General features: G+C 59.0%; 20 protein-coding genes. 15 read left to right on the forward strand and 5 right to left on the reverse strand.

What is annotated here, in order from left to right:
* Positions 1-90: 90 nt before the first annotated feature.
* Positions 91-654, reverse strand: coding sequence for a helix-turn-helix domain-containing protein (locus ACRZ94_RS20145; protein ID WP_480656469.1), 564 nt, complete (start codon positions 652-654; stop codon positions 91-93).
* A 115-nt stretch (positions 655-769) separates the two neighbouring features.
* On the opposite strand from ACRZ94_RS20145, the gene ACRZ94_RS20150 reads away from it, so the two are divergent.
* The gene (locus tag ACRZ94_RS20150; protein ID WP_480656467.1) at positions 770-1,945 is read left to right on the forward strand and encodes an acetyl-CoA C-acyltransferase family protein; all 1,176 of its coding nucleotides are present in this window, start codon (positions 770-772) and stop codon (positions 1,943-1,945) included.
* 97 nt (positions 1,946-2,042) lie between these two features.
* On the opposite strand, the gene ubiB is transcribed toward ACRZ94_RS20150, so the two are convergent.
* Positions 2,043-3,572: a 2-polyprenylphenol 6-hydroxylase gene (ubiB, locus tag ACRZ94_RS20155; RefSeq protein WP_480798170.1), complete on the reverse strand. Its 1,530-nt coding sequence runs from the start codon at positions 3,570-3,572 to the stop codon at positions 2,043-2,045.
* Positions 3,573-4,325: a bifunctional demethylmenaquinone methyltransferase/2-methoxy-6-polyprenyl-1,4-benzoquinol methylase UbiE gene (ubiE, locus tag ACRZ94_RS20160; RefSeq protein ID WP_480798171.1), complete on the reverse strand. Its 753-nt coding sequence runs from the start codon at positions 4,323-4,325 to the stop codon at positions 3,573-3,575. It lies immediately after the preceding gene.
* A 149-nt stretch (positions 4,326-4,474) separates the two neighbouring features.
* Between ubiE and ACRZ94_RS20165 the strand changes: the two genes are divergently transcribed.
* The 7 genes from ACRZ94_RS20165 (at position 4,475) to recF (ending at position 11,759) form a co-directional block, all read left to right on the forward strand.
* Positions 4,475-5,173, forward strand: coding sequence for a hypothetical protein (locus ACRZ94_RS20165; protein ID WP_480798172.1), 699 nt, complete (start codon positions 4,475-4,477; stop codon positions 5,171-5,173).
* Complete coding sequence (gene mutM, locus ACRZ94_RS20170) at positions 5,131-5,982, forward strand: bifunctional DNA-formamidopyrimidine glycosylase/DNA-(apurinic or apyrimidinic site) lyase (RefSeq protein ID WP_480798173.1); 852 nt, start codon at positions 5,131-5,133, stop codon at positions 5,980-5,982. The genes ACRZ94_RS20165 and mutM overlap by 43 nt, the downstream gene beginning before the upstream one ends.
* 66 nt (positions 5,983-6,048) lie before the next feature.
* Positions 6,049-6,825, forward strand: a complete 777-nt coding sequence (locus tag ACRZ94_RS20175) for an enoyl-CoA hydratase (protein WP_480798174.1) — start codon at positions 6,049-6,051, stop codon at positions 6,823-6,825.
* Positions 6,826-7,046: 221 nt separating this feature from the next.
* Complete coding sequence (gene rpsT, locus ACRZ94_RS20180) at positions 7,047-7,310, forward strand: 30S ribosomal protein S20 (RefSeq protein ID WP_480656457.1); 264 nt, start codon at positions 7,047-7,049, stop codon at positions 7,308-7,310.
* 554 nt (positions 7,311-7,864) lie between these two features.
* Positions 7,865-9,259, forward strand: coding sequence for a chromosomal replication initiator protein DnaA (dnaA, locus tag ACRZ94_RS20185; RefSeq protein ID WP_480656455.1), 1,395 nt, complete (start codon positions 7,865-7,867; stop codon positions 9,257-9,259).
* Between the two features lie 224 nt (positions 9,260-9,483).
* A complete protein-coding gene (gene dnaN, locus ACRZ94_RS20190) occupies positions 9,484-10,605 on the forward strand; it encodes a DNA polymerase III subunit beta (RefSeq protein ID WP_170743073.1) in 1,122 nt (373 codons plus the stop codon).
* A gap of 59 nt (positions 10,606-10,664) precedes the next feature.
* Complete coding sequence (gene recF / locus ACRZ94_RS20195) at positions 10,665-11,759, forward strand: DNA replication/repair protein RecF (protein WP_480798175.1); 1,095 nt, start codon at positions 10,665-10,667, stop codon at positions 11,757-11,759.
* On the opposite strand, the gene ACRZ94_RS20200 is transcribed toward recF, so the two are convergent.
* On the reverse strand, positions 11,756-12,322 hold the full coding sequence (locus ACRZ94_RS20200) for a carboxymuconolactone decarboxylase family protein (RefSeq protein WP_480798176.1): 567 nt from the start codon (positions 12,320-12,322) through the stop codon (positions 11,756-11,758). The genes recF and ACRZ94_RS20200 overlap by 4 nt on opposite strands.
* Positions 12,323-12,421: 99 nt before the next feature.
* Between ACRZ94_RS20200 and ACRZ94_RS20205 the strand changes: the two genes are divergently transcribed.
* Positions 12,422-12,994, forward strand: coding sequence for a TetR/AcrR family transcriptional regulator (locus ACRZ94_RS20205; protein WP_480798177.1), 573 nt, complete (start codon positions 12,422-12,424; stop codon positions 12,992-12,994).
* 102 nt (positions 12,995-13,096) lie between these two features.
* Positions 13,097-15,514, forward strand: a complete 2,418-nt coding sequence (gene gyrB, locus ACRZ94_RS20210; RefSeq protein ID WP_480656447.1) for a DNA topoisomerase (ATP-hydrolyzing) subunit B — start codon at positions 13,097-13,099, stop codon at positions 15,512-15,514.
* Between the two features lie 130 nt (positions 15,515-15,644).
* Here the strand turns inward: gyrB and ACRZ94_RS20215 are convergent, their stop codons facing one another.
* Positions 15,645-16,631, reverse strand: a complete 987-nt coding sequence (locus tag ACRZ94_RS20215) for a DMT family transporter (protein WP_480656445.1) — start codon at positions 16,629-16,631, stop codon at positions 15,645-15,647.
* Positions 16,632-16,818: 187 nt separating this feature from the next.
* Between ACRZ94_RS20215 and ACRZ94_RS20220 the strand changes: the two genes are divergently transcribed.
* The 5 genes from ACRZ94_RS20220 (at position 16,819) to ACRZ94_RS20240 (ending at position 24,741) form a co-directional block, all read left to right on the forward strand.
* A complete protein-coding gene (locus ACRZ94_RS20220; RefSeq protein ID WP_480798178.1) occupies positions 16,819-19,032 on the forward strand; it encodes a hybrid sensor histidine kinase/response regulator in 2,214 nt (737 codons plus the stop codon).
* Positions 19,033-19,168: 136 nt separating this feature from the next.
* The gene (locus tag ACRZ94_RS20225) at positions 19,169-20,275 is read left to right on the forward strand and encodes a cytochrome-c peroxidase (protein ID WP_480798179.1); all 1,107 of its coding nucleotides are present in this window, start codon (positions 19,169-19,171) and stop codon (positions 20,273-20,275) included.
* Positions 20,276-20,286: 11 nt separating this feature from the next.
* Positions 20,287-21,471 (forward strand): cytochrome-c peroxidase, encoded by a 1,185-nt coding sequence (locus ACRZ94_RS20230; RefSeq protein WP_480798180.1) that lies wholly within the window; start codon positions 20,287-20,289, stop codon positions 21,469-21,471.
* A 5-nt stretch (positions 21,472-21,476) separates the two neighbouring features.
* A complete protein-coding gene (locus tag ACRZ94_RS20235) occupies positions 21,477-22,046 on the forward strand; it encodes an arsenate reductase (azurin) small subunit (protein WP_480532654.1) in 570 nt (189 codons plus the stop codon).
* A gap of 13 nt (positions 22,047-22,059) precedes the next feature.
* On the forward strand, positions 22,060-24,741 hold the full coding sequence (locus ACRZ94_RS20240) for an arsenate reductase (azurin) large subunit (protein ID WP_480798181.1): 2,682 nt from the start codon (positions 22,060-22,062) through the stop codon (positions 24,739-24,741).
* The last annotated feature ends 135 nt before the right edge of the window (positions 24,742-24,876 follow it).

The raw sequence follows: 24,876 nt of genomic DNA on the forward strand, positions 1-24,876 counted from the left end.
TCGCATATCTAACATAACGGACGTAATTCCCAAATGGGGGAATTACAATATTTGAGAAAAAAATCCGTGAAGTCGGAATTTGAGTCTGTATCAGGCGTTTTTCACGATCAGAAACACACGGGCCGGGCCGTCTGACACAATCGAATGCGCCACATCTGCGGCGTAACGGGCGGTGTCGCCCTCGTGCAGGCTGTGGGTGGCGGTGCCCGAGGTGACGTGGACGGCGCCTTCAAGCACTGTCAGCTGCTCACGCGCGCCGCGTGCATGGGGTTTGCTGGTCAGGGCGCCTTCGGTGTCGAACTGGATGTCATAGACCTCATGCCCTCCGGCCTCTTCGGGTGGGGACAGGATACGGATGCGGCAGTTCTGGCCCATATTGTCGATGCTGGGCACCTCGGCGCGGCGCAGCACTTCGATATGGTCGGTGGCGTTGGCCTCTTCCAGCAGGCCCGCGAAATCCACTTGCAGGGCGCGGGTCAGGTTCCACAAGGTCGAGATGGTGGGGCTGCTTTCGCCCCGCTCGATCTGGCTGACCATGGATCGGGACACGCCGCTGAGATTGGCCACGGCCTCAAGCGACAGGCCCTTGGCGCGGCGCGCCTCTTTCAGGCGGGCGGGCAGGCGCGTCAGGATATCGTCTGTGTTTTCCGTCATGACGGAATCTAGTGGGGATTGCGGGGGGAAATGTCAATTCTGCACGTGACAGAGAGTCCGATTTGCAAATTATGCTGCACGTGCATAATGCCCGCGGATTCTGGAGGAGAAAGATATGACTGACGTAGTGATTCTGGACGGTGCGCGCACGGCCATCGGGACATTTGGCGGGGCTTTGGCCTCAACCGCACCAATTGATCTGGCGACCGTCGCCACCGAGGCCGCGTTGGAGCGGTCGGGCGTTGAAGGCGCACAGATCGGTCACGTTGTTTTTGGTCATGTCATCAATACCGAACCCCGGGACATGTACCTGTCGCGCGCAGCGGCGAAACAGGCGGGTATCCCCGATGAGACACCGGCGATGAACGTGAACCGCCTGTGCGGATCGGGTGCGCAGGCCATCGTTTCGGCAACGCAGTCCCTGATGCTGGGTGATGCCGATTTCGCGCTGGCGGGCGGTGCGGAAAGCATGTCGCGTGGGCCCTACATAATGCAGCAAGCCCGTTGGGGCGCCAAGATGGGCGATATCAAGTCGCTGGACATGATGGTTGGCGCGCTTAACTGCCCGTTTGGCACAGGGCACATGGGTGTAACGGCGGAAAACGTGGCGGATGAACACCAGATCACCCGTGAGCAGATGGATGAGTTTGCTGTCACCAGCCAGACTCGCGCAGCCGCTGCGATTGAGGCCGGGTATTTCCAAAGCCAGATCACACCGGTTCAGGTGAAGGTCAAGCGAGACATGGTCGACTTCATGGTTGATGAACACCCAAAGGCCACCACGGCAGAGGTTCTGGCAGGTCTGCGACCGGTCTTTAAGAAAGAAGGTCGTGTGACGGCGGGCAACGCCTCAGGCATCAATGATGGCGCGGCAGCGATGGTTCTGGCGCGGGCTGATGCGGCTGAGAAAGCCGGTCTGAAACCGAAGGCCCGTGTGATCGGCTATGCTCATGCTGGGGTGCGCCCCGAGGTGATGGGGATCGGCCCGATCCCTGCGGTTCAGAGCCTGATGGCCAAAACAGGGTTGTCCATCAGCGATTTTGACGTGATCGAAAGCAACGAAGCCTTTGCAGCGCAGGCTTTGGCTGTGAACAAAGAGCTTGGGCTGGACGCGTCTAAAGTGAACCCGAACGGTGGTGCCATCGCGCTGGGTCACCCGGTTGGAGCAACAGGGGCGATTATCACCCTGAAGGCGCTGTATGAGCTGGAGCGCACAGGTGGCTCCAAAGCGTTGATCACCATGTGTATTGGCGGCGGACAGGGCATTGCCCTTGCCATTGAGCGGCTCTGATCCGGGATCGGGCAGGGGGGCTGTCTGCCCCCCATCGCGCCTTGGGCGCGATTCCCCCCGAGGATATTTATAGACAGATGAAGCAGGCGGGTTGCGCTTAACTGAATGCGTTGAGCAGCAGGACCAGTGCTGCGCCTGCCGCTGCGCCGATGGTGGCGGGCAGGGCAACGGACCAGAGGCGTGATCCTTGTGGTTCGTCTTTTTGCGTTTGGGCGATCAGCGCGTTTTCGACCAAAGCGGGCAGGCGCGGGCCGAACCGGGCCAGGACCATCGCGGTTTTACCGAAATCGCGCAGCGCTGCGCGGGGGCCGATGGATTGTTTGATATAATCCTCGACCACGGGGCGGGCGACTTCCCAGATGTTCATATGCGGGTCCAGTGACCGGGCGACGCCTTCGACCACCACCATTGTACGTTGCAGCAGGATCAATTCGGTCCGGGTTTCCATGCCGAAACGTTCGGTCACTTCGAACAGGTAATTCAGCAGGCGGCCCATCGAGATATGGGTGGCGTCCATGCCGAAGATCGGCTCACCCACGGCGCGCAGGGCGCGGGCGAATTCGTCGACATCCTGATTTGCGGGTACATAGCCCGCTTCGAAATGCACTTCGGCCACGCGTTTATAGTCGCGGCGAATGAAGCCGAAGAGGATCTCGGCATAGACCCGGCGGGTGTATTCGTCGATATGGCCCATGATACCGTAGTCATAGGCGATGATATCGCTGTTGGCGGCGACCTTGAGGTTGCCCTGATGCATATCCGCGTGGAAATAGCCGTCGCGCAGGGCGTGCAGCAGGAACAGGCGCAGGACCCGTTCGGCCAGATCGCGGCGGTTATGGCCAGCGGCGTCCAGCGCGTCGTTGTCGCCCAGCGGGATACCATCGGCCCAGCTGAGGGTCATCACCCGGCGGGCAGACAGGGACCAGACCACCGGGGGCAGCCAAAAGCCTGAATCATCCTTGGTGTTAGCGGCGTATTCCGAAGCTGCAGCGCTTTCCAGACGCAGATCCAGCTCGCCGCGTACCACGCCATCGAAATGCTCGATCACCTCCATCGGGCGCAGGCGGCGTGCGCCGGGGGCGCAGAGGGAAACGATGCGAGCGGCGAAATAGAAGGCGTCTACATCCTTGCGAAAGGCGCGCTCGATGCCGGGGCGCAGGACCTTGACGGCGACGTCCTCGCCCGTGCTGGTCAGCTTGGCCTTGTGGACCTGCGCGATGGACGCCGCAGCGATGGGTTCGCTGAATTCACTGAAGATTTCCGAGACGGGCTGGCCCAGTTCCCGTTCAACCTCGGCCATGGCCTCGGCTTTGGAGAAGGGCGGCAGCTTGTCCTGCAGCACGCGCAATTGCGCGGCCAGTTCGTCGCCGACCACATCCGGGCGGGTCGAGAGAACCTGGCCGAACTTGATATAAGCTGGTCCCAGAGCCGTCAGGGCGCGGGTTGCGGGCGGCATTTCGGGGTCGCCTTTGTAACCCAGCCATTGAAACGGTTTGCCCAATGCATGAGCCACGAACCGCAGGGCACGCGGGGCCTCGAACGCGTCCAAAACCACGTTCATGGCGCCCGTGCGTTCCAGAGTCGCGCCTGTGCGGATCAGGCGGATGATGTTGTGAGGACCGCGCATTTAGATTTTCCAGCCGGAATGCAGCGCGGCGATACCCATGCTCAGGTTGCGATACTTGGCGTTTTCGAACCCGGCGGTGCGGACCATGTTCAGGAACGTCTCTTGATCAGGAAATTTGCGGATCGATTCCACAAGGTACTGGTAGCTGTCGTAATCATTGGCGATCAGCTTGCCCATGCGTGGGATGACGTTGAAGCTGTAGAGGTCATAGAGCTTTTGCAGCCCGTCATTGGGCAATTGGCTGAACTCCAGCACCATCAGGCGGCCACCGGGTTTGAGGACGCGAAACGCCTCATTCAGGGCCTCTTGCGGGCGGGTCACGTTTCGAATGCCGAACGAGATGGTGTAGACGTCAAAGGTGTTGTCCTCGAACGGCAGGGACATGGCGTCGCCCACCACCCAGTTCAGGCTGTCAGACATCTGGTCAGCCTCGGCGCGTTGGCGACCTTCGACCAGCATCGGCTCGGTCAGGTCGAGAACGGTGGCGTGTCCGTAGCCGGCACGTTTGAGGAAGCGGAAGGAAATATCGCCCGTACCGCCCGCCACGTCCAGCAGGCGCTGACCGGGGCGCGGGGCCAGCCAGTCCATCATCGCGTCTTTCCAGACCCGGTGGATGCCCATCGACATGACATCGTTCATCACGTCGTATTTCGAGGCGACCGAGTTGAACACGCCCTGCACGCGGCCCGCCTTGTCGGCTTCGCGCACGGTTTCGAACCCGAAATGGGTGGTGTTGTCATTGGTGTCGGACATGAAAGGACGCCTTTGTCTGTGTTGATCATCCTTATAGGCCGCGCAGCCGGGAAGACAATCGCGCGAAATGGTAGCAGGGGGCGGCGAATTGACAGTCCCGCCACAGATTTTCCTTAGTCGCCGCATAAGACGACAATCAGGTATTTCAGATGACCGGGGATTTTCCGTTGGCAAGCATTTTTGCAGTCTTGTTGTCCATTCTTCTGGTGCTTGTTTTCATGGGGTGGCGCATCAGGGCGGTCTTTCGGACGATCCGGCGCGTGTATCGTGCAGAAGGGGCAGGCGACAAATGGGACGCCGTCGCCCGACATTTTCCCAATGATCCCGTGGACGAGGCGATCTCGCGCGCGGGCAGCGAAAGACCTGCGCAGCAATCGCTGACGCGGCTGACCTTTCGCACGACACCGGGTCTGCTTGTCCTGATCGCGATTGCGCTGTTCAATGTACTCAACGTCTGCTTTTTCCAGCCCGAGCTTATGCCCGATGACCAGGTCTTCCCAGGTTTGGAGCCCGAGACGATACTTTGGATCAAGCTGTCGCTGGTCGGGCTTGTCATCTACACCCTGATTTTTCATTTGGTGAACACGGTGACGATCGATGGGGCCGAACTGGTCACAACCGGTTGGCGGTTTCAGCGGCGCTATTATGACTTGACCAGGTTGACCAAAATCAGCCTCAGGCATCACGGGACCTATGTGCTGCGTTTTTCCGATGGGAAGACGGCGCGGATTCTGAAATATGTAACCGGACATGATGAACTGGTGCAGGTACTGGAAAGCAGGCTCGCCACCAATCAGGAGGGTACATGCCGGAACTCCCCGAGGTTGAAACGGTCCGCCGTGGGCTGACCCCCGCGATGGAGGGCGTGGTGATCGACCGCGCCGATGTGAACCGCCCCGATCTGCGCTGGCCCTTTCCTGACCGCATGGCCGAACGGCTGACCGGGCAGCGGGTGGACCGGTTGCGGCGGCGGTCGAAATACATTCTGGCCGATCTCAGCAGCGGTGAAACCTTGCTGATCCATCTGGGCATGTCCGGGCGGATGACAGTCTCGGGCGATCCGCTGGGGCAGTTTGTGCACGACCACCCGGCGGCGCAAAAGCATGATCATGTGGTGTTCCATATGGCCAACGGCGCGCGGGTCACGTTCAACGATCCGCGCCGGTTCGGGGCGATGGACCTGCTGCCCACCGCCACCGCCGAGCAGCATAAGCTGTTGTCGGTTCTGGGGCCCGAACCCTTGGGCAATGATTTCCACGAACAGCATCTGATCGAGGCGTTCAAAGGCAAGAACAGCCCGGTCAAATCGGCGCTTCTGGATCAGGGAATCGTTGCCGGATTAGGCAATATCTACGTTTGCGAGGCGCTTTATCGCGGACGCGTGTCGCCACGTCGCAAAGCCGGGCAGATTTCTGTGCCCCGCGTGGCCGCGTTGGTTCCGATTATCCGGCAGGTCCTGCAGGACGCGATTGAGGCGGGCGGATCATCCCTGCGCGATTTCCGCCAAGCCGATGGAGAACTTGGATATTTTCAGCACAGTTTCGATGTTTACGGACGCGAAAACCAGCCCTGCAGAACCGAAGGATGCGGCGCGACCATCAAGAGAATCACCCAGTCCGGTCGCTCATCCTTCTATTGTGCGCAATGCCAAAGATAGCTTGATCCAGCTTTCCCGCGTGATAATGAATCGTACCTGAACGGAACAACCGGAAGCTTATACCTCATGGCTTTTGAGACGATCGTCGTCGAAATCGAAGACCACGTTGGGCTGATCAAGCTCGACAGACCGGACGCGCTGAATGCGCTGAACTCGCAACTGATCCAGGAATTGTGCACGGCGCTGGAAGAGGCCGACGCGAATGACAAGGTGCGCTGCATCGTCATCACCGGATCGGAAAAGGCATTTGCCGCAGGCGCCGATATCAAAGAGATGTCCGAGCTCAGCTTTGTCGACGTGTTCGACGGCAATTTCTTTGGGGATGTGAACGACCGGTTCAACGCCATCCGCAAGCCGATCATCGCTGCTGTCGCCGGATATGCGCTGGGCGGCGGGTGTGAGCTGGCGATGATGTGCGATTTTATCATCGCCGCCGACACCGCCAAGTTCGGCCAGCCCGAGATCAATCTTGGCGTCATCGCGGGCCTTGGCGGCAGTCAGCGCCTGACCCGTTTTGTCGGCAAGTCCAAATCGATGGATATGAACCTGACCGGCCGCTTCATGGACGCCGAAGAGGCTGAACGCGCCGGTCTGGTCAGCCGCGTGGTCCCGGCCAAAAAGCTGATGGAAGAGACGATGGGCGCGGCCCAGAAGATTGCTGAAAAATCCCAGCTCAGCACAAAGGCCGCGAAAGAGGCCGTCAACCGCAGCTACGAAGTCACGCTGAGCGAGGGTCTGTTGTTCGAGCGTCGGGTTTTCCACGCAATGTTTGCGACCGAAGACCAGAAAGAAGGCATGGCGGCCTTCCTTGAAAAACGCGCGGCGCAGTTCCGCGACAAATAAGAAAGCCCGGGCTTTCGAAACAGGCGGGCGCGGCCCGCCTTTTTCATGTCTGCGGCCCGGCCCAAAAGAATCGGCTTGGCAAACCCTGCAAACTTGGATAACTAGCGCCGCTATACATGCGCGTGCGGCCCGCTTGGCCCGACTCACACTCGTGATTCTGATCCGGTGCGGTTTATCCGTGACGCGCTTAACTCAACGTACCGAACGAAGGTCAGACTCATATGGCAAATTCGCCCCAGGCAAAAAAACGCGCCCGTCAGAACGACAAGCGCTTTGCAGTTAACAAAGCCCGCCGCTCGCGCATCCGCACCTACCTGCGCAAGGTAGAAGAAGCGATCGCATCCGGCGATAAAGAGGCGGCAACCGCAGCTCTGCGCGCTGCGCAGCCCGAACTGATGCGCGGCGTCACCAAAGGTGTCTTCCACAAGAACACAGCGTCGCGGAAAATGTCGCGCCTGTCGGCCCGCGTCAAAGCGCTGGGCTGATCCTGCAGGTTGACCCTTGGTCAGCCGACATGACTGCAAGCTGAAAGAGGGCGTCGCGTTCGGTGGCGCCTTTTTTTGTGGATGTTGCCGGAAAGCCGCGTCTTCACGAAGCCGAGAGATTCTTTCTGCCAAAGACCCGAGTCAACATCAGAGTTTCGTTGCCGTGCACGGCAGCCTCTTGTTACCACTAATTCAGCGATTCACTCGCTTGGGGGGACAGGCTGTTTCACGATCTGACTGACGGGCATCAGGACGGTCATGGAGCGAATGTCGGCGAACAGTCACTGCTTGTTTGCCGGTCTGCTGCAGGTCTTTGGGGGACCAAAGATCTTAGCCCTGTCGAAAATATGTTTGCGATGCGCAACCCGGCCGATACCGCGCCTGAAACAAGGCGTTTTTGACCGGGCAGTGCTGACCTTTTTGGGACAGTCCCGCCAGACCTCTGCGGTTTGGCGAATGGCTACCCTTTGCCGAGTGAACGCGAATAACCGGGAAACCGGAATTGGGTAATAAGGCTGAAAAGCCAATAAAGAATGGGATGCGTGAGGCGCTTAATGACACAAGAGAAATGGGGACTACTGCGTAACAAGCTGCTCAAGGCGATCGGAAAGAACAACTACACCACCTGGATTGAACCGCTTGAATTCCAGGATCTGCAGGATGGTGTTGCGACCTTTTCGGTGCCGACCAATTTCATGGGCAATTATGTGAGTCAGAACTTTGCCGATCTGATTCTGTACGAAATGAACACTGCCGGGGAATCGGTACAACGTCTGGCCTTTCGCGTTGCGGCCAATTCGCCCGTGCGTCCGACCGGCGATGCCGAAGCTGCTCCTACAGCGGCACCAAGCACGACACAGCCGAAACTGGTCGAGTCAGCAGAATCCTCAAGCAATGAGCTGGATTCGCTGCAGGCGGCCCCGCTGGATGCGCGCTTTACTTTTGACAGTTTCGTAGTCGGTAAGCCCAACGAACTGGCCCATGCCGCTGCGCGCCGCGTCTCGGAAGGTGGTCCCGTCACCTTCAACCCGCTGGTTCTGTATGGTGGTGTTGGTCTGGGTAAGACACACCTGATGCACGCCATCGCGTGGGAGCTGAAGACCAAACGCCCTGATCTGAACGTGCTCTACCTGTCTGCAGAACAGTTCATGTACCGTTTCGTGCAAGCCCTGCGTGAACGTCGGATGATGGATTTCAAACATCTGTTCCGTTCGGTCGACGTGTTGATGGTGGATGACGTGCAATTCATCGCCGGCAAGGATTCCACGCAGGAAGAGTTCTTTCACACCTTCAATGCGCTGGTGGATCAGAACAAACAGATCATCATCTCGGCTGACCGTGCACCCGGTGAGATCAAGGATCTGGAAGACCGCGTAAAGTCGCGCCTGCAATGTGGTCTGGTTGTCGACCTGCACCCCACCGATTATGAGCTGCGCCTGGGTATCCTGCAAAACAAGGTACAGCATTACAGCAGCACCTATCCCGACCTGACCATCGCTGACGGCGTGCTTGAGTTTCTGGCCCATCGGATCTCGACCAATGTGCGCGTTCTGGAAGGGGCGCTGACGCGTCTGTTCGCCTTTGCATCTCTGGTCGGTCGTGAGATCGATATGGAGCTGACGCAGGATTGTCTGGCGGATGTGCTGCGTGCCTCGGAACGCAAGATCAGCGTCGAAGAGATTCAGCGTAAGGTGTCCGAATATTACAATATCCGCCTGTCGGACATCATCGGCCCTAAACGCCTGCGCTCTTACGCGCGTCCGCGCCAGGTTGCGATGTATCTGTGCAAGCAACTGACCAGCCGGTCTCTGCCCGAAATCGGTCGTCGTTTTGGCGGGCGTGACCACACCACGGTCATGCATGGCGTCAAGCGTATCGAAGAGCTGAAGACCACAGATGGTCAGATCGCGGAAGATGTGGAAATGCTGAGACGCGCGCTGGAAGCTTAAGACTTACCTCCAGCCGATCAGAAACGCCCCGGTGCCTCACGCCGGGGCGTTTTTGTGCGCTTTCCCCCACGGTTGCGCGCCAACTGTGTTCGCCCTGCCACGCGCCCCTTGACGCAACGGCTATTCCGACCCAGAAAATCATAAAAAATCCTTGTGCCTCAGGGTGGAACCGCTAACGTGCCAGTCCCGCCCATTTCGGCACGCAAGTCAGAGGAATTGAGGGTATGAAGATCAGCATCGAACGCGGCACCCTTCTCAAGGCCGTTTCCCAGGCCCAATCCGTTGTGGAGCGTCGCAACACTATTCCGATACTGGCCAATGTGCTGATCGAGGCCGAAGGCGATCAGGCCATGTTCCGCGCCACCGATCTGGATATCGAGGTGGTCGACAAGGCCCCGGCGCAGGTGGAAAAAGCGGGCGCAACCACTGTTGCCGCCACGACTTTGCATGAGATCGTGCGCAAACTGCCTGACGGGGCGCTTGTAACGCTGACCGCTGACAGTGCCGCGGGGCGTCTGACGGTTGAGGCGGGGCGGTCGAATTTCTCGCTGGCGACCTTGCCGAAAGAGGATTTCCCGGTGATGGCGTCCTCGGAATACCAGTCGAACTTTACCGCGTCAGCGGCCTTGCTGCGCCGACTGTTCGACAAGTCGAAATTTGCGATCTCGACCGAAGAGACACGCTATTACCTGAACGGCGTTTACATGCATGTGGCAGATGGCTCCGAGGGCGGCAAGGTGTTGCGCTGTGTTGCAACCGATGGCCATCGTCTTGCACGCATCGATGCGGACTTGCCCGATGGCGCGGCAGATATGCCGGGCGTGATCGTGCCCCGCAAAACCGTGGGAGAGCTGCGCAAGCTGCTGGACGATGACGAGATGGACATCGCGGTGTCGGTCAGTGAAACCAAAGTGCGATTTGCCACACCGGATATTACCCTGACCTCGAAGGTGATCGACGGCACCTTCCCCGACTACACCCGTGTTATTCCGCAAGGTAATACCCGTCAGTTGGAAGTGGATGCAGCCGAATTCGCGCAGGCCGTGGACCGGGTGGCGACTGTTTCGTCCGAACGCTCGCGCGCGGTGAAACTGCAGCTGGATGCGGACAAACTGGTACTGTCGGTCAACGCGCCCGATAGCGGTGCCGCCGAGGAAGAGCTGGCCGTGGCTTATGGCGATGAGCGGTTGGAGATCGGTTTCAATGCGAAATACCTGCTGGAGATTGCGTCGCAGGTCGATCGTGAGAATGCCGTGTTCTTGTTCAACTCGGCCGGCGATCCGACCCTGATGCGCGAAGGCAATGATCAGAGCGCGGTTTACGTCGTCATGCCGATGCGCGTCTGATCGCGCTGGCGCGCGATGCCTTCGGCGACCGTATTTTTGACAAGAAGAAGGGTGGGGTCATGGGATTGGCCCTGACTGCGCTTACGGTCTCGCATTTTCGGTCTCATAAGCTGGCACGATTGTCTTTGGACGGGCGGCCGGTGGCGATTCACGGGCCGAATGGGGCGGGGAAGACCAATATTCTTGAGGCGGTCTCGCTGTTTTCGCCCGGTCGCGGGATGCGGCGGGCCAGTGCGGCTGAGATGACGCGGCGGCCCGAGGCGCTGGGCTGGAAACTGACCGGGTTGCTGGCTACGCAGGGGCAAAATTTTGAGATCGAGACATGGTCTGAAGGCGGCGCGGCGCGGCAGGTTCGGATTGATGAGAAAGCCTCGAGCCAGATCGATCTGGGTAAACTGGCGCGTGTTGTGTGGTTGGTGCCCTCGATGGACCGGCTGTGGATCGAAGGGGCGGAAGGGCGACGACGGTTTCTGGATCGTATCGCGCTGAGTTTTGACCCCACTCACGCTGAGGCCTCGCTGACCTATGAAAAGGCGATGCGCGAGCGGAACCGTCTGCTGAAAGAGCAGGTGCGCGATGCGCATTGGTATGCCGCGTTAGAAGGGCAGATGGCTGAGACTGGCTATCGCATCCACGCGGCGCGTTTGGCGGCACTGGATCATTTGCGAGCTGCGCAGGACCAGGCTGAAACGGCTTTCCCATCGGCCGATCTGGAACTGGTACAGACTGAAGGGGCCATGCCGGACACGGCGGATGATCTGCGCGAGGCGCTGAACGAAAGCCGGTTTCGCGATCTGGCTGCGGGGCGGACTTTGGTCGGGCCGCACCGGTCGGACCTGTACGGTGTTTTCGCGGCCAAGGGTGTTCCGGCCAAGGATTGTTCGACCGGTGAGCAGAAAGCCCTTTTGGTATCGTTAATCCTGTCGAACGCTCGGGCACTGGCCGGGATGGTGGGTGCGCCACCGATCGTGCTGCTGGATGAGGTGGCCGCGCATCTGGATGCGGGGCGGCGGGCGGCGCTCTATGATGAGATTTGCGCGTTGGGTGCTCAGGCCTGGATGACGGGCACCGGGCCTGAGCTGTTTTCAGAGCTTGGGGACCGGGCCCAGACGCTGGTTGTCACCGAAGGCGCTGAGGGCTCGGTCGTCGTTTAGGCGGGCTCGCCCACTTTACGTTCCCACAGGAAGCCGCGCATCACCTCATCGACCGGGGTGTGCGCCATGTGGTTCACGTAGTTCGACATGGTTTTCTGCGCCAGACCCAGAACCACGTCCAGAACCGCGCGGTGCGAATAGCCGGCATCAAAGAAGGCCTGCAGCTGTTCTTCGGTCGGGTTGCCGCGGCTTTGCATCACTTGCAGGGTGAAAGTGCGCAGGGCTTCAAGCTTGGCAGTGGGCAGCGGCGTTTCGTTGCGCAGCGCCTCGGTGATCTCGTCCGAGACCTTCATCATCTTGGCGATGCCGGTATGGGCAGGAACGCAATAGTGGCATTCGTTTTCCACGTTGATGGTCTGCCAGACAACGGTTTTCTCATCATTGTCGAAATCGGTCTGCAGGAACAGGCCGTGCAGAACCTGGTAGGCTTCCAGATGCTGGGGGCTTTCCGCCATCACCTTGTGCAGGCCGGGCAGGCGGCCAAAGGCAGCTTGCGATTTCTCCAGCAGTGGTTTGGACCCTTCCGGGGCGGATTCGAGGTCGTGGGACGGAAAGTTTGCCATATCAAAACTCCTGTTTCTGGCGCGATGAGTCGTATTTAGGGTTTTTTGAGTGATCACTCAAGTATATATTTGAGCGAACGTTCAAGAATTGGTGAAATCATGCCTCGGAAACCTTCCTATGACCGCGATGCGTTGATTGCGCAGGCCCGTGACATTTTCTGGCGTCATGGCTGGGCCGGGACGTCGCTGAAGGATCTGGAGCGTGAATTGAAATTGAAGCCCGGCAGTTTCTATGCGGCCTTTGGATCCAAAGACGCGCTGTATGCGCTCGCGCTGGAGCGCTATGCACAGGACGGCGTGGCCAATATGATGGCCATGGCGCAGGAACTGGGGCCACTTGGGGCGCTCAAGGCGCAGCCGCTTCGGGTGATTGAGGCATCGGAATTGCCGACCAAAGCCTGCATGTTGTCCAAGACCTATGCCGAGTTGCAAGCCCGCGATCACGATCTGGCTGATCAGGCGCGCACGCATATGGTTGAGATGAAGGATTGCTTTGCAGACCTGTTTCGTCGCGCGCAAGCAGCCGGGGAAATCCGCCCGGATCACAACGCGGACAGGCTTGCCGCGCGGTATCAATCTGACCTGTTGGGTCTGCGCCTGTCTGCTGAACGTGACGATGTGGATGCGGCGGAAATCGCCGAAGATATCGCGGCGGACCTTGGTCGGCTTTGATCGGCCAAAATCGGCGGAGAAAAACACAAAATGTTGGGGGAGCGCGTGACAATCCCCACCAGAAAACGTATAAGTTACCAAAATAATATAGGTACTAACGGCATGTCCGAAGACGCACAGGCACCCCAGGAATACGGCGCTGATTCCATCAAAGTTCTCAAAGGCTTAGAGGCGGTTCGCAAACGTCCCGGCATGTATATCGGGGATACGGACGATGGCTCGGGTCTGCACCACATGGTGTATGAGGTCGTGGACAACGGAATTGATGAGGCTCTGGCCGGTCACGCCGACCATGTCACCGTGAAAATTCACGCCGATTCCAGTGTCTCGGTCAGCGACAATGGACGCGGGATTCCGGTGGATATTCACCCGGAAGAGGGCGTCTCGGCCGCCGAGGTCATCATGACCCAGCTGCACGCGGGCGGTAAGTTCGACAGCAACTCGTACAAGGTATCGGGTGGTCTGCACGGTGTGGGTGTTTCCGTGGTGAACGCCCTGTCCGACTGGCTGGAGTTGCGCGTCTGGCGCAACGGCAAGGAGCATGTGGCGCGCTTTGAGGGCGGTGAGACGGCGGAACACCTGAAGGTGGTCCAGGACTGCGGCGACCGTACGGGAACCGAGGTGCGCTTTCTGGCCTCGACCGATACGTTCTCGAATCTGGAATACTCGTTTGAGACGCTGGAGAAACGCCTGCGCGAGTTGGCCTTCCTGAACTCGGGCGTGCGGATCATCCTGATCGACGAACGCCCTGCGGAACGGTTGGAAACCGAGCTGTTCTATGACGGCGGCGTCAAGGAATTCGTCAAATACCTTGATCGGTCGAAAACTCCGGCGATGCCCGAGCCGATCTATATCAAGGGTGAGCGCGACGACATCGGTGTCGAAATCGCGATGTGGTGGAATGACAGCTATCACGAAACGGTGCTGCCCTTTACCAACAACATCCCGCAGCGGGATGGCGGTACGCATGTGGCGGGCTTCCGGGGTGCTCTGACCCGGACGATCAACAACTATGCGCAATCCAGTGGGATCGCGAAAAAGGAAAAGGTCAGCTTTACCGGCGATGACGCGCGTGAAGGTCTGACCTGTGTTCTGTCGGTCAAAGTGCCCGACCCAAAATTCTCATCGCAGACCAAGGACAAGCTGGTGTCGTCCGAAGTTCGCCCTGCGGTCGAGGGTCTGATGAACGAAAAGCTGGCCGAGTGGTTCGAGGAGAACCCGAACGAGGCCAAGGGGATCGTCGGCAAGATCATCGAAGCCGCACTGGCGCGTGAGGCTGCCCGCAAGGCGCGCGAGTTGACCCGCCGCAAGACGGCGATGGATGTGAACTATCTGGCCGGTAAGCTGAAAGACTGTTCTGAGAAGGACCCGTCCAAGACCGAAGTTTTCCTGGTCGAGGGGGACTCGGCAGGTGGTTCCGCCCAGACGGGCCGGGACCGGCTGACTCAGGCTGTTCTGCCTCTGCGTGGGAAAATCCTGAACGTTGAGCGCGCGCGGTTTGACCGGATGCTGTCGAGCCAGGAAATCGGCAATCTGGTGATGGCGCTGGGCACCGGTATTGGCCGGGATGAGTTCAATATCGAAAAGCTGCGTTACCACAAGATCGTCATCATGACCGATGCCGATGTGGACGGTGCGCATATCCGGACCCTGCTGCTGACCTTCTTCTACCGCCAGATGCCGGAGCTGATCGAGGGCGGATACCTCTATATCGCGCAACCGCCGCTTTATAAGGTTTCACGAGGAAAGTCAGAGGTTTATCTGAAGGATCAGGCGGCGCTGGATGACTATCTGATCAATCAGGGGGTTGAAGGGGCCGTGCTGAAACTGGGTTCGGGCGAGGAAATCATCGGGCAGGACCTGACCCGCGTGGTGGATGAAGCGCGTCAGTTGAAACGCGTTCTGGACGCCTTCCCGACCCATTACCCGCGTCACATTCTGGAACAGGCCGCCGTCGCCGGGGCCTTCGTGCCCGGTGCCGTGGATGCCGACCTGCAAGGCGTGGCCGACAAGGTCGCCGCCCGTCTGGACCTGATCGCATTGGAATATGAACGCGGCTGGCAAGGCCGGATCACTCAGGATCACGGTATCCGTCTGGCGCGAATCCTGCGCGGCGTCGAAGAGGTCCGTACACTGGATGGCCCCATGCTGCGCTCGGGCGAGGCGCGCAAGACCGGCAGCTTCACCCAAAGCCTGCAAGAGGTCTACAACACTCCGGCCACGCTGGTTCGCCGTGACCGGATGCAAGCCATCCACGGCCCGCTGGACCTGTTGCGCGCCATTCTGGAAGAGGGCGAAAAGGGCCTGTCGCTGCAACGCTACAAAGGTCTGGGTGAGATGAACCCCGATCAGCTTTGGGAAACCACGCTGGACCCGGATGCACGTACGCTGTTGCAGGTGCGCGTGGACGATATGGTTGAAGCGGATGACTTGTTCACCAAGCTGATGGGCGACGTTGTGGAACCCCGCCGTGAATTCATCCAGCAAAATGCGTTGAGTGTTGAGAATCTGGATTTCTAAGGCTCGTTTGCGTCTTCACACCGCAGCGCAGCGGGCGCGAAGTGGACCGCGATGACGGTTGAGAGTTGATCTCGATAGTCACGCGGTGCGCTTAACAGTCATATGCTTCGCACAAGCCTTTGGGCCGCGATTAGTACCGGCGGTGCACGCTCTTTCCGATGGTTGCGGTTCTCTTCTTCCGACGCTCGCGCAAGAAGACAAACAATCCTGCCCCGAGGATCAGTGCGATACCAATTGCGACCGGCAGGTTTGGTAACTCTCCCCAGATCGCCCATCCCCAGAAAATTGCCAGCGGAAGGCCGACATATTCAAAGGGTGCCACCGTGGCGGCATCTGCCATGCGGTAGGCCTGACCAAGGCAGTACCCGATGACTGCAGAATTGAAACCGAGGCCCACAAACAGCCAGCGATCCGCCCCTTCGGGCCAGACCCAGGCCCGCAGCAAAAAGATCAGGCTTTCGTTTTCCACGTCGACCGCAAAGCGCCCGTCCCCTGCGATTGCCCAGAACAGCAAACTGACCACGATAAAACACGCCTGAATGTAAACGGCCATTGCCGACGCTTTGGATTTTGCGCCAAGGAAACGTGTGAGCACGTTGTTGAGCGCATAGGTAAACGCCGCGAGAACCGGCAAGGCATATACCAGCAGGCCGACCTGACGCGCATCGCCGGCCTCCCAAGGTCGGGTCATGATCACGACGCCCAGAAACCCGACCAGCACGGCACCTATCCGCATGGGCCCAACTTTTTCTCCAAGTACAGGGATGCTGAGCAAGGTGATCATCAAAGGGGCGACGAAGAACACCGCCGTGGCCTCTGCCAGCGGCAAGACGGCCAGCGCCGTGAAAAATGTCAGGTTTGCCACAACAATCAGCAAACCGCGCAACAGGTGAAGGCCCGGCTGGTCCGTTTTCAGGATGCGCCAGCCACCCTCCACCTGTACCAGGGCTAAGCTGAACCCAATTCCGATCAGCGATCTTGTGAAAACCATCTGGTGTAGGGGGTAGCCGCCAGACAGGAATTTGATCAGCATGTCGTTGATCGAAATCGCCAGCATTGCGATCAGCACGAACGCAATGCCGACAGTTGGATTTTGCAGCTTTGGTTGCGCGGTCATGACGTACCCTTTCAAATCGCCACTAACACGGAGGATTGAGCGCGCCTATGTCTTTTTTTCCACCCTTGGCAATCTGGCCCGCGTCCGATTTCGCCCGTCTTTCCTTACGGTTCGCCTTGGGTCTGGCGCGCGTTTGTAAAACGTGACACACCCTTGGGGCAGATATGGTTCGGGTTGGGGTGCAGACATGAACGATGTCTCTGACGTGGCAGAGGGCTATCCGAGGCGGTCGCTTGCCGTAGCGTTCGCCATCGGAATCGCCTTGATGATCATCCTTTCGGTGTTTTTGTATCTGTCGCGCGAAACCAGCGACCGTATCGGTGACATGCGGCAATCCTGGCAAAGCTATTCCGCAGACACCACGCCCCGAGGATACTGGATTTCCGATATCCGTGCGGATTTCGGTTATGGTGGCCTGATCCACAATTTCAAGAACTACGTGCTGCGGCAGGATACAGGCTTCAGCCCGATCCTGCGCCAGCAATCCAGCCGCTTGCTGGCGACCATCCAGGCCTATCGGAACTCTTCGCCGTCTCAGCGTGAATTGGAAGCGCTGGACCAGATCGAAGCCGTCGCGTTGGAGTATACCAACAACATCGCCTTGATTGAGGCCGGGATTGCCGAAGGGCAAAGCGCGGAACAGATAGATGCCCGTGTGCGTGTCGATGATCGTGCGGCGCTGGCTGCCTTGGCCACGTTGGAAAGCCTGTGGGTCGAAGAGCGTGATCGCAGCCTATCGGGAATGGTCCGGGCGTTTTCCGATGGCGGAAGGCTGGTGCGGAATTTTTCGGTTGTGTTGGTTGGGCTCATCATTCTGGTTGGTGTGATTGCCGTTCTGACCACGCTGCTGATTTCCAATATTCTGCGTACGAACCGGAGTCTCAAGACTGAACTGGCCCTGCGCGAACAGGTCGAACTGGCTGAGCGCAAGCTGGCCCGCGCGGTCGAGCAAAGCCCGGCGTCGATCCTGATTACGGATACAGACCTGAAAATCGAATATGCCAACCGCAAGTTCTTTGATCTCAGCGGATACAGCGCAGATGAGGTTTATGGGCACTCACCAAAGATGCTGCAATCCGGGCATTCGGGGCAGGGGGTGTATTCTGACCTGAAAGACAGGCTAAAGCGCGGTCAAAGCTGGTTTGGCGTGTTTCGCAATCTGCGCAAGGACGGTACGCATTATTGGGTTTCGACCGCGATCTTTCCGCTGGTCGATCAGAATGGTTCTATCACCCACTATATCGGGATCGGAGAGGACATCACCGAAACCCGCCGCACCCGCGAACAATTTGCACAGGTGCAAAAGATGGAGGCGGTCAGCATCCTGGCCGGTTCGGTCGCGCATGATTTCAACAACGTACTGATGAGCGTCATCGGCAACGCCGATCTGATCGAACTGGATGCCGAGGGCAACGCGGATATTCAAACCTCGGTCAGTCATATCCGCATCGCGGCGCGTCGGGCACAGGCGCTGGTGCGCAAGATGCTGACCTTTGCGCGGCAACGCCCCCGCAACCCGCAGCGCAGCGATCTGGTGAAAGCCACGCAAGAGGCGCTGGACCTGATCAAAGTTTCGGCCCCGCCCAGCATCGAGACACGGTTTGACACAGACATAGATGCGGCCTTTTCGGAATTCGATGGAACGCTTTATTTCCAAACCCTGCTGAACCTCTGCCACAACGCGTTTGAGGCGATGGGCGATACTCAGGGCGAGGTGGTTCTGCACATCAGCCGGGCTGAGGATGACGCGCTGAACGATCTGCCGGATGAGGCCATAGGCGTGGTCCGTCTGGATGTCACAGACACCGGACCGGGCATGAGCGAAGAGGTGCAGCAAAAAGTCTTCGAGCCGTTCTTTTCGACCAAACCAGTGGGCAAGGGCACCGGGCTTGGCCTGGCCATCGTGCATAACAGTGTCGAAGAATCCCACGGCCGGGTCGAGCTGTGTTCGGAACCGGGAAAGGGCACTCGATTCAGCCTGTTTTATCCGTTGATGCCCGCGCTTAGTCAGCAGGAACAGGCCGAGATCGCCTCGGTCGCGGGGACCGAGCATGTTCTGTTGGTTGATGATGATGAAAACGTGCTTTTCGTCACGCGTAAATTGCTGGCGCGCTATGGCTATCGGGTCGAGGCTTATTCCGACCCTCTCAAGGCGCAGGTGGCGTTTCAAAGCGCGCCGGACAGTTATGATGTCATCGTGACCGACCTCAAGATGCCGGGCCTGATGGGCACGGATCTGATCGAGTCGGCCCGCACCACCCGCAGCGACATACCGGTGATCCTGATCAGCAGCTATTTTGATGACATGGAAAAGATGGCGGATTCTGAAAATTCGATATTCGCGCAGAAACCCATTGAAATACAGCAGCTTGCAAGATTTATCCGCACATTGATCAGCTAGGGATCGTTACATTTCTTAACATCTTTTCACATAGCTTAATCTGCGCCAAATCCCCACGAAACAACTGCCCCTTAGGGTTCGCTTAGCCGGTCCTCGGCCAACCGAGAGATCGGAATAGCGAAAAAGGGGCTTTCAGATGATGACCAAAGCCAGAACGTGGTTCTCGGCGCTGTCGACAGTTTCATTGCTGACGATGTGCGCTGCGTTACCGGTTCACCAGGCCCAGGCGGACGAGCCGGGCCCGGTAGAAGCCATAGAGTTCGATCCAGCCAAGGCGGCCCTTGGCAAACGACTTTTCTTTGATCCGCGACTGTCGGGAGACGCTGCGCTGTCCTGTGCCAGTTGCCACCAGCCGGAAAACGGGTTCACCGACGGGCAGGCCCTGTCGGATGCCTATACCGGCAACCTGCATTTCCGCAACGTGCCGACGCTGATCAACAGCGCCAAGCGCGAGGCATGGTTCCATGACGGGCGCATAGGCACCAACCTGAATGACGTGACCCGCGAAAGCATCACCGAGACCTATTCCATGAACATGGACATGCGCCTGATGCAGGAACGCATCAAGCAGGATCCGGTCTATGTCGAGATGTTCGAGGCCGCCGGATTTGGCGAGCCGTCGAATGGCGGTGTCCGCAACGCGATCCCGGAATATCTGAAAACGCTGATCTCGCGCGGTGCTCCGTTTGACACCGGCGAAATGTCGGAAGAGGCCAAAGCCGGCTATGAGCTGTTCAATGCCAGCGGCTGCAACTCGTGCCATTCGGGCGAACGGTTCACCGATGACCTGCCGCACAATATCGGCGTGGGCGACAACCCCGACATCTGGGCGGACCCGACACGGCACATCACCTTCGTGACCATGATGAAGTTCCTGGGCGTCGAGAATTACATGAACCTGCGCGCCGATCCGGGGGCTTACATCCGCACCCATACGGATGACACGTTCGGCACCTTCATGACCCCCACCCTGCGCGAGCTGACCTATACCGCGCCGTATATGCACAACGGCACGCTGGAAACGCTCGAAGACGTGGTGGCTTTCTACAACGCCGGTGGCGGCGATGATGAGAACAAGGATCCGCGCATCAAGCCACTGAACCTTTCCGAGACCGAGCAAGCACAGCTGGTGGCCTTCCTTAAGGCGCTGTCCGGCGAGCCGCTGACCGGGCCCGAATTCGTCGCCGAAGAGATCGATACGGACTATGCGCCGATCGAAAACTGGCGCGAAACGACAAACTGAGGAGTGGACCCATGAAAGACCTTAAGTCTTACCTTTCAGGCACAATCGCCACCGCTGCTCTGGTTGCCGCCCTTGGTTCGCATGCCTTTGCAGAAACCAGCATGGAGATTGAGGCCGGTATCGGCGGGGCAGACCCCGACCCTGATGCGCCGCTGGTGGCGTTGGGTGAACCGCCCATCCCGCTGGACAACCCGCAGACCGAGGCCAAGATCGAACTGGGCAAGATGCTGTTCTTCGATCCGCGTCTGGGTGGGAATGAGACGACACCCTGTTCGGCCTGTCACCTGCCCGATGTGGGCTGGGACGTCGAAGCGCCGATCTCGTTCGGCTATCCGGGCACGACCCACTGGCGCAATAGCCAAACCATCGTGAACTCGGCCTATTACGGAAAACTGTTCTGGGCGGGTTCCAGCAAAAGCCTTGAAAGCCAGGCCAAATCCGCTGCAGGCGGCGCAGTCGCCGGCAACGGTGAATCCGACATGATGGAGGCGCGTCTGGCTTTTGTCCCCGAATATGTCGAACGCTTTAACGACGTCTTCGGCGATCAGTGGCCGCGCATCGGCAACGCATGGCGGGCTATTGCCGCGTTTGAACGCACCATCGTTCAGACCGACACGCCCTTCGACAACTATCTGCGTGGGGATGATGCGGCGCTGACCGAGGAACAGAAACGCGGGCTGGAGCTGTTTACCGGCAAGGCGCAATGTTCCGAATGCCACAACGGCGCGCTGCTGTCGGATGAGAAATACTACAACACCGGTGTTCCGCCCTATAGCGGCTGGGAAGATGACGGTCTGGCGCAAGTGACCTTCCGGTATGAGCTTTACTCCAAAGGCTCGACCGAGGATTTCTATCGCCACACCAAGGACGACCCCGGTTTCTATTTCCGTACCAAGGAAAAGGCCGATCTGGGCAAGTTCCGCACGCCGAGCCTGCGCTACACCCTCTATACCGAACCCTACATGCACAACGGCATGTTGGAGACGCTTGAGGATGTGGTCGAATTCTACAACCAGGGCGGCGGCGAGAATGAATTCGCAGCAACCAAATCCGATCTGATCCAGCCGCTTGGCCTGAACGATCAGGAAAAGGCGGATCTGGTGGCCTTCCTGAAATCCCTGTCCGGTGACGAGATTCTGGTCGAAGAACCTGATCTGCCGGATTACCAGCCGCTTCCCGCGGCAGCAGAGGAGTAAGCGTCATGAAAGATCATAACGCAACCGGATGCAGTTGTACGGGTGAGGCCAAGAAGGCCTGCACCGTGAACCGCCGCCAGTTCCTGTTCGCCTCGGGCGCAACAACCTTTGCCGTGATGGTGGCCATGCCCACCCGCCACGGTCAGGCTGAACAGGTTCCTGCGCTTGTATCAACCTATCCACGCAAGCTGATCGGCAAACTGTCCGAACTGGAACAGGATGTCCCGGTCGAGTTCTACTACCCCGATGAGGGTGACTATTCGGACTCGATCCTTGTGAAAACCGGCGTGGAAAGCGGCGGTGGCATCGGTCCGCAAAAGGATGTTGTGGCCTTCAACCTCACCTGCACCCATCAGGGCGGGTCGATGTATGACAGCTACAAGCCTGAACATAAGGTGCTGGGCCCGTGCCCGCTGCACCTGTCCACCTATGACGTGACACGGCACGGCATCCTCGTTTCGGGGCAAGCCTATCAGTCGCTGCCGCAGGTCCTTTTGGAACTGGACGGTGACGACATCTACGCCGTTGGCATGTTCGGCCTGATCTACGGCCGCTACGACAACCTCATTGCATAAGGGAAACGGAATCATGGCAACCCCGTATTACGTACCCGAAACCAACGTCCCGCTGCCGCCCAAAGGGGCCGAGGTCATCTCGACCGCCTGCGACTACTGCATCGTGGCCTGTGGTTACAAAGTCTACCGCTGGCCCGTGACGGCCAAACCCGGTGGCCCCACCGCGGACGAAAACGCCTTTGGCGAGGACTTCCCCGTTGCACCCTTGGGTGCTTGGGTCGCGCCGAACCAGCACAATATCGTTCTGCACAAAGGTCAGCCGCACCATGTGGTGATCATCCCGGACAAGGACACGCAATACGTCAACACCGACGGCGACAGCTCCTTGCGGGGCGGGTGTATAGCGCAGAAATGCTATAACCCGCAGACACCCACTCGCGACCGCCTGAAGACGCCGCTGATGCGGATCTATGGCACGCTGATGCCGGTTCCGTGGGATCTGGCGCTGGATGTGGCGGCTGAGGTGGGCAACCACGTCATCGCCAAGCATGGCACCAATGCCTATGGCGTGAAAACCTTCAGCTATCAGTATATCGAGAACACCTATGCGATCTCGAAATACGCGCTGCGCCATATCAACACCGCGAACTTCACCTTCCACGACACGCCGTCCGACGTGACCTCGACCCCCGGTTTCCGGGATGCGGGTTTCGACAACTTCGGCCCGTCCTACGAAGACTGGCGGGATGCCGAGACCCTTCTGGTCTGCGGCACTGATCCGTATGAGACCAAGACCATCCTCTATACCCAGTGGATGATGAAGGGGATGCAGAACGGTCAGAAGGAAATCTATCTGATCCCGCGCCGGTCTGCTGGTGTGGCCCATGCTGAAAAGATGGGTGGTCTGCATATCGACGTTCTGCCCGGCACTGACCTGCTGGTCGTCAACGCCATCGCCCGCGTCATCGTGGAAAATGGCTGGGAAGACAGCGACTGGATCAAGAAATGGGTCAACAACAAGTGGGAAAGCTCGTCCGGCTTTGGTCAGGGCACCCGGAACACGCCATGGCAGTGGCGGACGACCTGGGGCAAGTTCCAGACCAAAGGCTTTGAAGACTGGAAAGAGTGGCTGCTGTCGCAAGACGAGTTCTCGCCCGAGAACGCAGCCGCCATGGCCGAAATCGACGTGCAGAAAATCTATACTGCCGCCGAATGGCTGGCCAAACCCAAGGCGGATGGCACCCGGCCCAAAACCTCGGTCATGATCGAGAAAGGGTTCTACTGGTCCAACAACACCGGCAACACACAGGCGATCTCGGCTCTGGGCATCATCTGTGGCTGTGGCGGTCGTCCGGGTCAGGTCATTGGCCGGGCCGGTGGTCACCAGCGGGGCGGCGTGAAAGGCGGGAAATATCCGCGCAACAAATCGCCCGAGAAACTGCCCGGTCGCCGTCGCCGCGCCATGGATACCGACCGGTATCTGATCGCAGGTCATACCCGTATGGCCCACGTGATCGGCACCACTTGGATCCAGTCCATGTGCGGCAGCCAGCAACTGGCCGACAAGTTCGAGGAACTGACCGTCCGCAACCCGCACCAGATCGCCTCTTTCGACAAGCAAGAGATGATCGACACGCTGAAGGCCCGCGCCGACAGCGGCGGTATGGTGGTGATCAACCAGGATATCTATCTGCAGGACCCGATCGGCAACCGCTACGCCGACATCGTGTTCCCCGCAGCCACCTGGGGTGAAGAGGACTTCCTACGCGCCAACGGCGAACGCCGCCTGCGTCTGTATCAGAAGTTCTATGATGCGCCCGGTGCGGCCAAGCCCGACTGGTGGATCATCGCGCAACTGGCACAGCGGATGGGCTTTGACGGGTTCGACTGGCAGAACTCGAACGAGGTCGCGGAAGAGGCCGTGCGCTTTACCCGCGGGTCGCGCAAGGACTTCCACGCGGTGTTCCGTCTGGCCAAGGCCGAAGGCAAGGGCCTGCATCAGAAGGTCCGTGAATTCGGAACGGATGGGGTGCAATGCCCGGTCATGCTGGATGCCGATGGGGTCACGCTGATTGAAACCAAGCGTCTGCACGACACAACCCGCGAACTGCCCGATACCGGTGCAGCTGGTGCGGATGTGTTCAACAAGAAACTGACGCATTTCAACAGTCAGACCGGCAAGTGCAACATCCAGAAATCGCCCTGGGGCCTGTTCTCGGACTATTGGGAATGGCTGAAACCCAACAAGGACGAAGGCGAGCTTTGGGCGACCTCGGGTCGGATCAACGAACGCTGGCAGTCCGGCTTTGACGACCGCCGCCGCCCGTATATCGTGCAGCGCTGGCCGGAAAACTGGGTTGAAATCCACCCCGACGATGCGGCCGAGCGTGGCATCGAAAGCGGCGACTATGTGATGGTCTACTCGGAACGCGTTCCGGGTAACAAGACTACGCTGCTGGGTGTGGAAGGCGACGACTTCCAGTTCTCGAAACTGATGGAGAACGGGCATATCGAGCTGACCAAAGCGGCGATCACCGCCGTGGCCATGGTCACGCCCGCCATCAAGAAAAGCGTGGTCTACATGGACTTCCTGCATATGCAGCAGCCTGCAAACGCGCTTGAGGGCCGGATCGTCGACTGGATCAGCGGCAACTACAACTACAAGATGGGCGTTGCCAAGCTGCGCAAACTGGGGCCGAGCCCCTACAAGACCTCGTTCCGCACGATGTCCTTCGCGCCGCGTGACATTGCCTGACGCGTTTCCGGGGGGCGATCGCCATGCTGCCCCTCGGGTCTGGCCCCACTGCAGAAGGGGTCACGAGCCGGTCCCCCGGTTCATTGGAAGGCAGGCTTCGGTTGGGAAACCTGCCTTCCACTTTCACCCAACCTT

This window comes from Ruegeria sp. CH10 (genome assembly GCF_056537125.1).

What these genes read in the sequence shown, in the direction of transcription:
- ACRZ94_RS20145 (WP_480656469.1), bottom strand. Translation starts at nt 654, where the DNA reads ATGACGGAAAACACAGACGATATCCTGACGCGCCTGCCCGCCCGCCTG.
- ACRZ94_RS20150 (WP_480656467.1), top strand. Translation starts at nt 770, where the DNA reads ATGACTGACGTAGTGATTCTGGACGGTGCGCGCACGGCCATCGGGACA.
- ubiB (WP_480798170.1), bottom strand. Translation starts at nt 3,572, where the DNA reads ATGCGCGGTCCTCACAACATCATCCGCCTGATCCGCACAGGCGCGACT.
- ubiE (WP_480798171.1), bottom strand. Translation starts at nt 4,325, where the DNA reads ATGTCCGACACCAATGACAACACCACCCATTTCGGGTTCGAAACCGTG.
- ACRZ94_RS20165 (WP_480798172.1), top strand. Translation starts at nt 4,475, where the DNA reads ATGACCGGGGATTTTCCGTTGGCAAGCATTTTTGCAGTCTTGTTGTCC.
- mutM (WP_480798173.1), top strand. Translation starts at nt 5,131, where the DNA reads ATGCCGGAACTCCCCGAGGTTGAAACGGTCCGCCGTGGGCTGACCCCC.
- ACRZ94_RS20175 (WP_480798174.1), top strand. Translation starts at nt 6,049, where the DNA reads ATGGCTTTTGAGACGATCGTCGTCGAAATCGAAGACCACGTTGGGCTG.
- rpsT (WP_480656457.1), top strand. Translation starts at nt 7,047, where the DNA reads ATGGCAAATTCGCCCCAGGCAAAAAAACGCGCCCGTCAGAACGACAAG.
- dnaA (WP_480656455.1), top strand. Translation starts at nt 7,865, where the DNA reads ATGACACAAGAGAAATGGGGACTACTGCGTAACAAGCTGCTCAAGGCG.
- dnaN (WP_170743073.1), top strand. Translation starts at nt 9,484, where the DNA reads ATGAAGATCAGCATCGAACGCGGCACCCTTCTCAAGGCCGTTTCCCAG.
- recF (WP_480798175.1), top strand. Translation starts at nt 10,665, where the DNA reads ATGGGATTGGCCCTGACTGCGCTTACGGTCTCGCATTTTCGGTCTCAT.
- ACRZ94_RS20200 (WP_480798176.1), bottom strand. Translation starts at nt 12,322, where the DNA reads ATGGCAAACTTTCCGTCCCACGACCTCGAATCCGCCCCGGAAGGGTCC.
- ACRZ94_RS20205 (WP_480798177.1), top strand. Translation starts at nt 12,422, where the DNA reads ATGCCTCGGAAACCTTCCTATGACCGCGATGCGTTGATTGCGCAGGCC.
- gyrB (WP_480656447.1), top strand. Translation starts at nt 13,097, where the DNA reads ATGTCCGAAGACGCACAGGCACCCCAGGAATACGGCGCTGATTCCATC.
- ACRZ94_RS20215 (WP_480656445.1), bottom strand. Translation starts at nt 16,631, where the DNA reads ATGACCGCGCAACCAAAGCTGCAAAATCCAACTGTCGGCATTGCGTTC.
- ACRZ94_RS20220 (WP_480798178.1), top strand. Translation starts at nt 16,819, where the DNA reads ATGAACGATGTCTCTGACGTGGCAGAGGGCTATCCGAGGCGGTCGCTT.
- ACRZ94_RS20225 (WP_480798179.1), top strand. Translation starts at nt 19,169, where the DNA reads ATGATGACCAAAGCCAGAACGTGGTTCTCGGCGCTGTCGACAGTTTCA.
- ACRZ94_RS20230 (WP_480798180.1), top strand. Translation starts at nt 20,287, where the DNA reads ATGAAAGACCTTAAGTCTTACCTTTCAGGCACAATCGCCACCGCTGCT.
- ACRZ94_RS20235 (WP_480532654.1), top strand. Translation starts at nt 21,477, where the DNA reads ATGAAAGATCATAACGCAACCGGATGCAGTTGTACGGGTGAGGCCAAG.
- ACRZ94_RS20240 (WP_480798181.1), top strand. Translation starts at nt 22,060, where the DNA reads ATGGCAACCCCGTATTACGTACCCGAAACCAACGTCCCGCTGCCGCCC.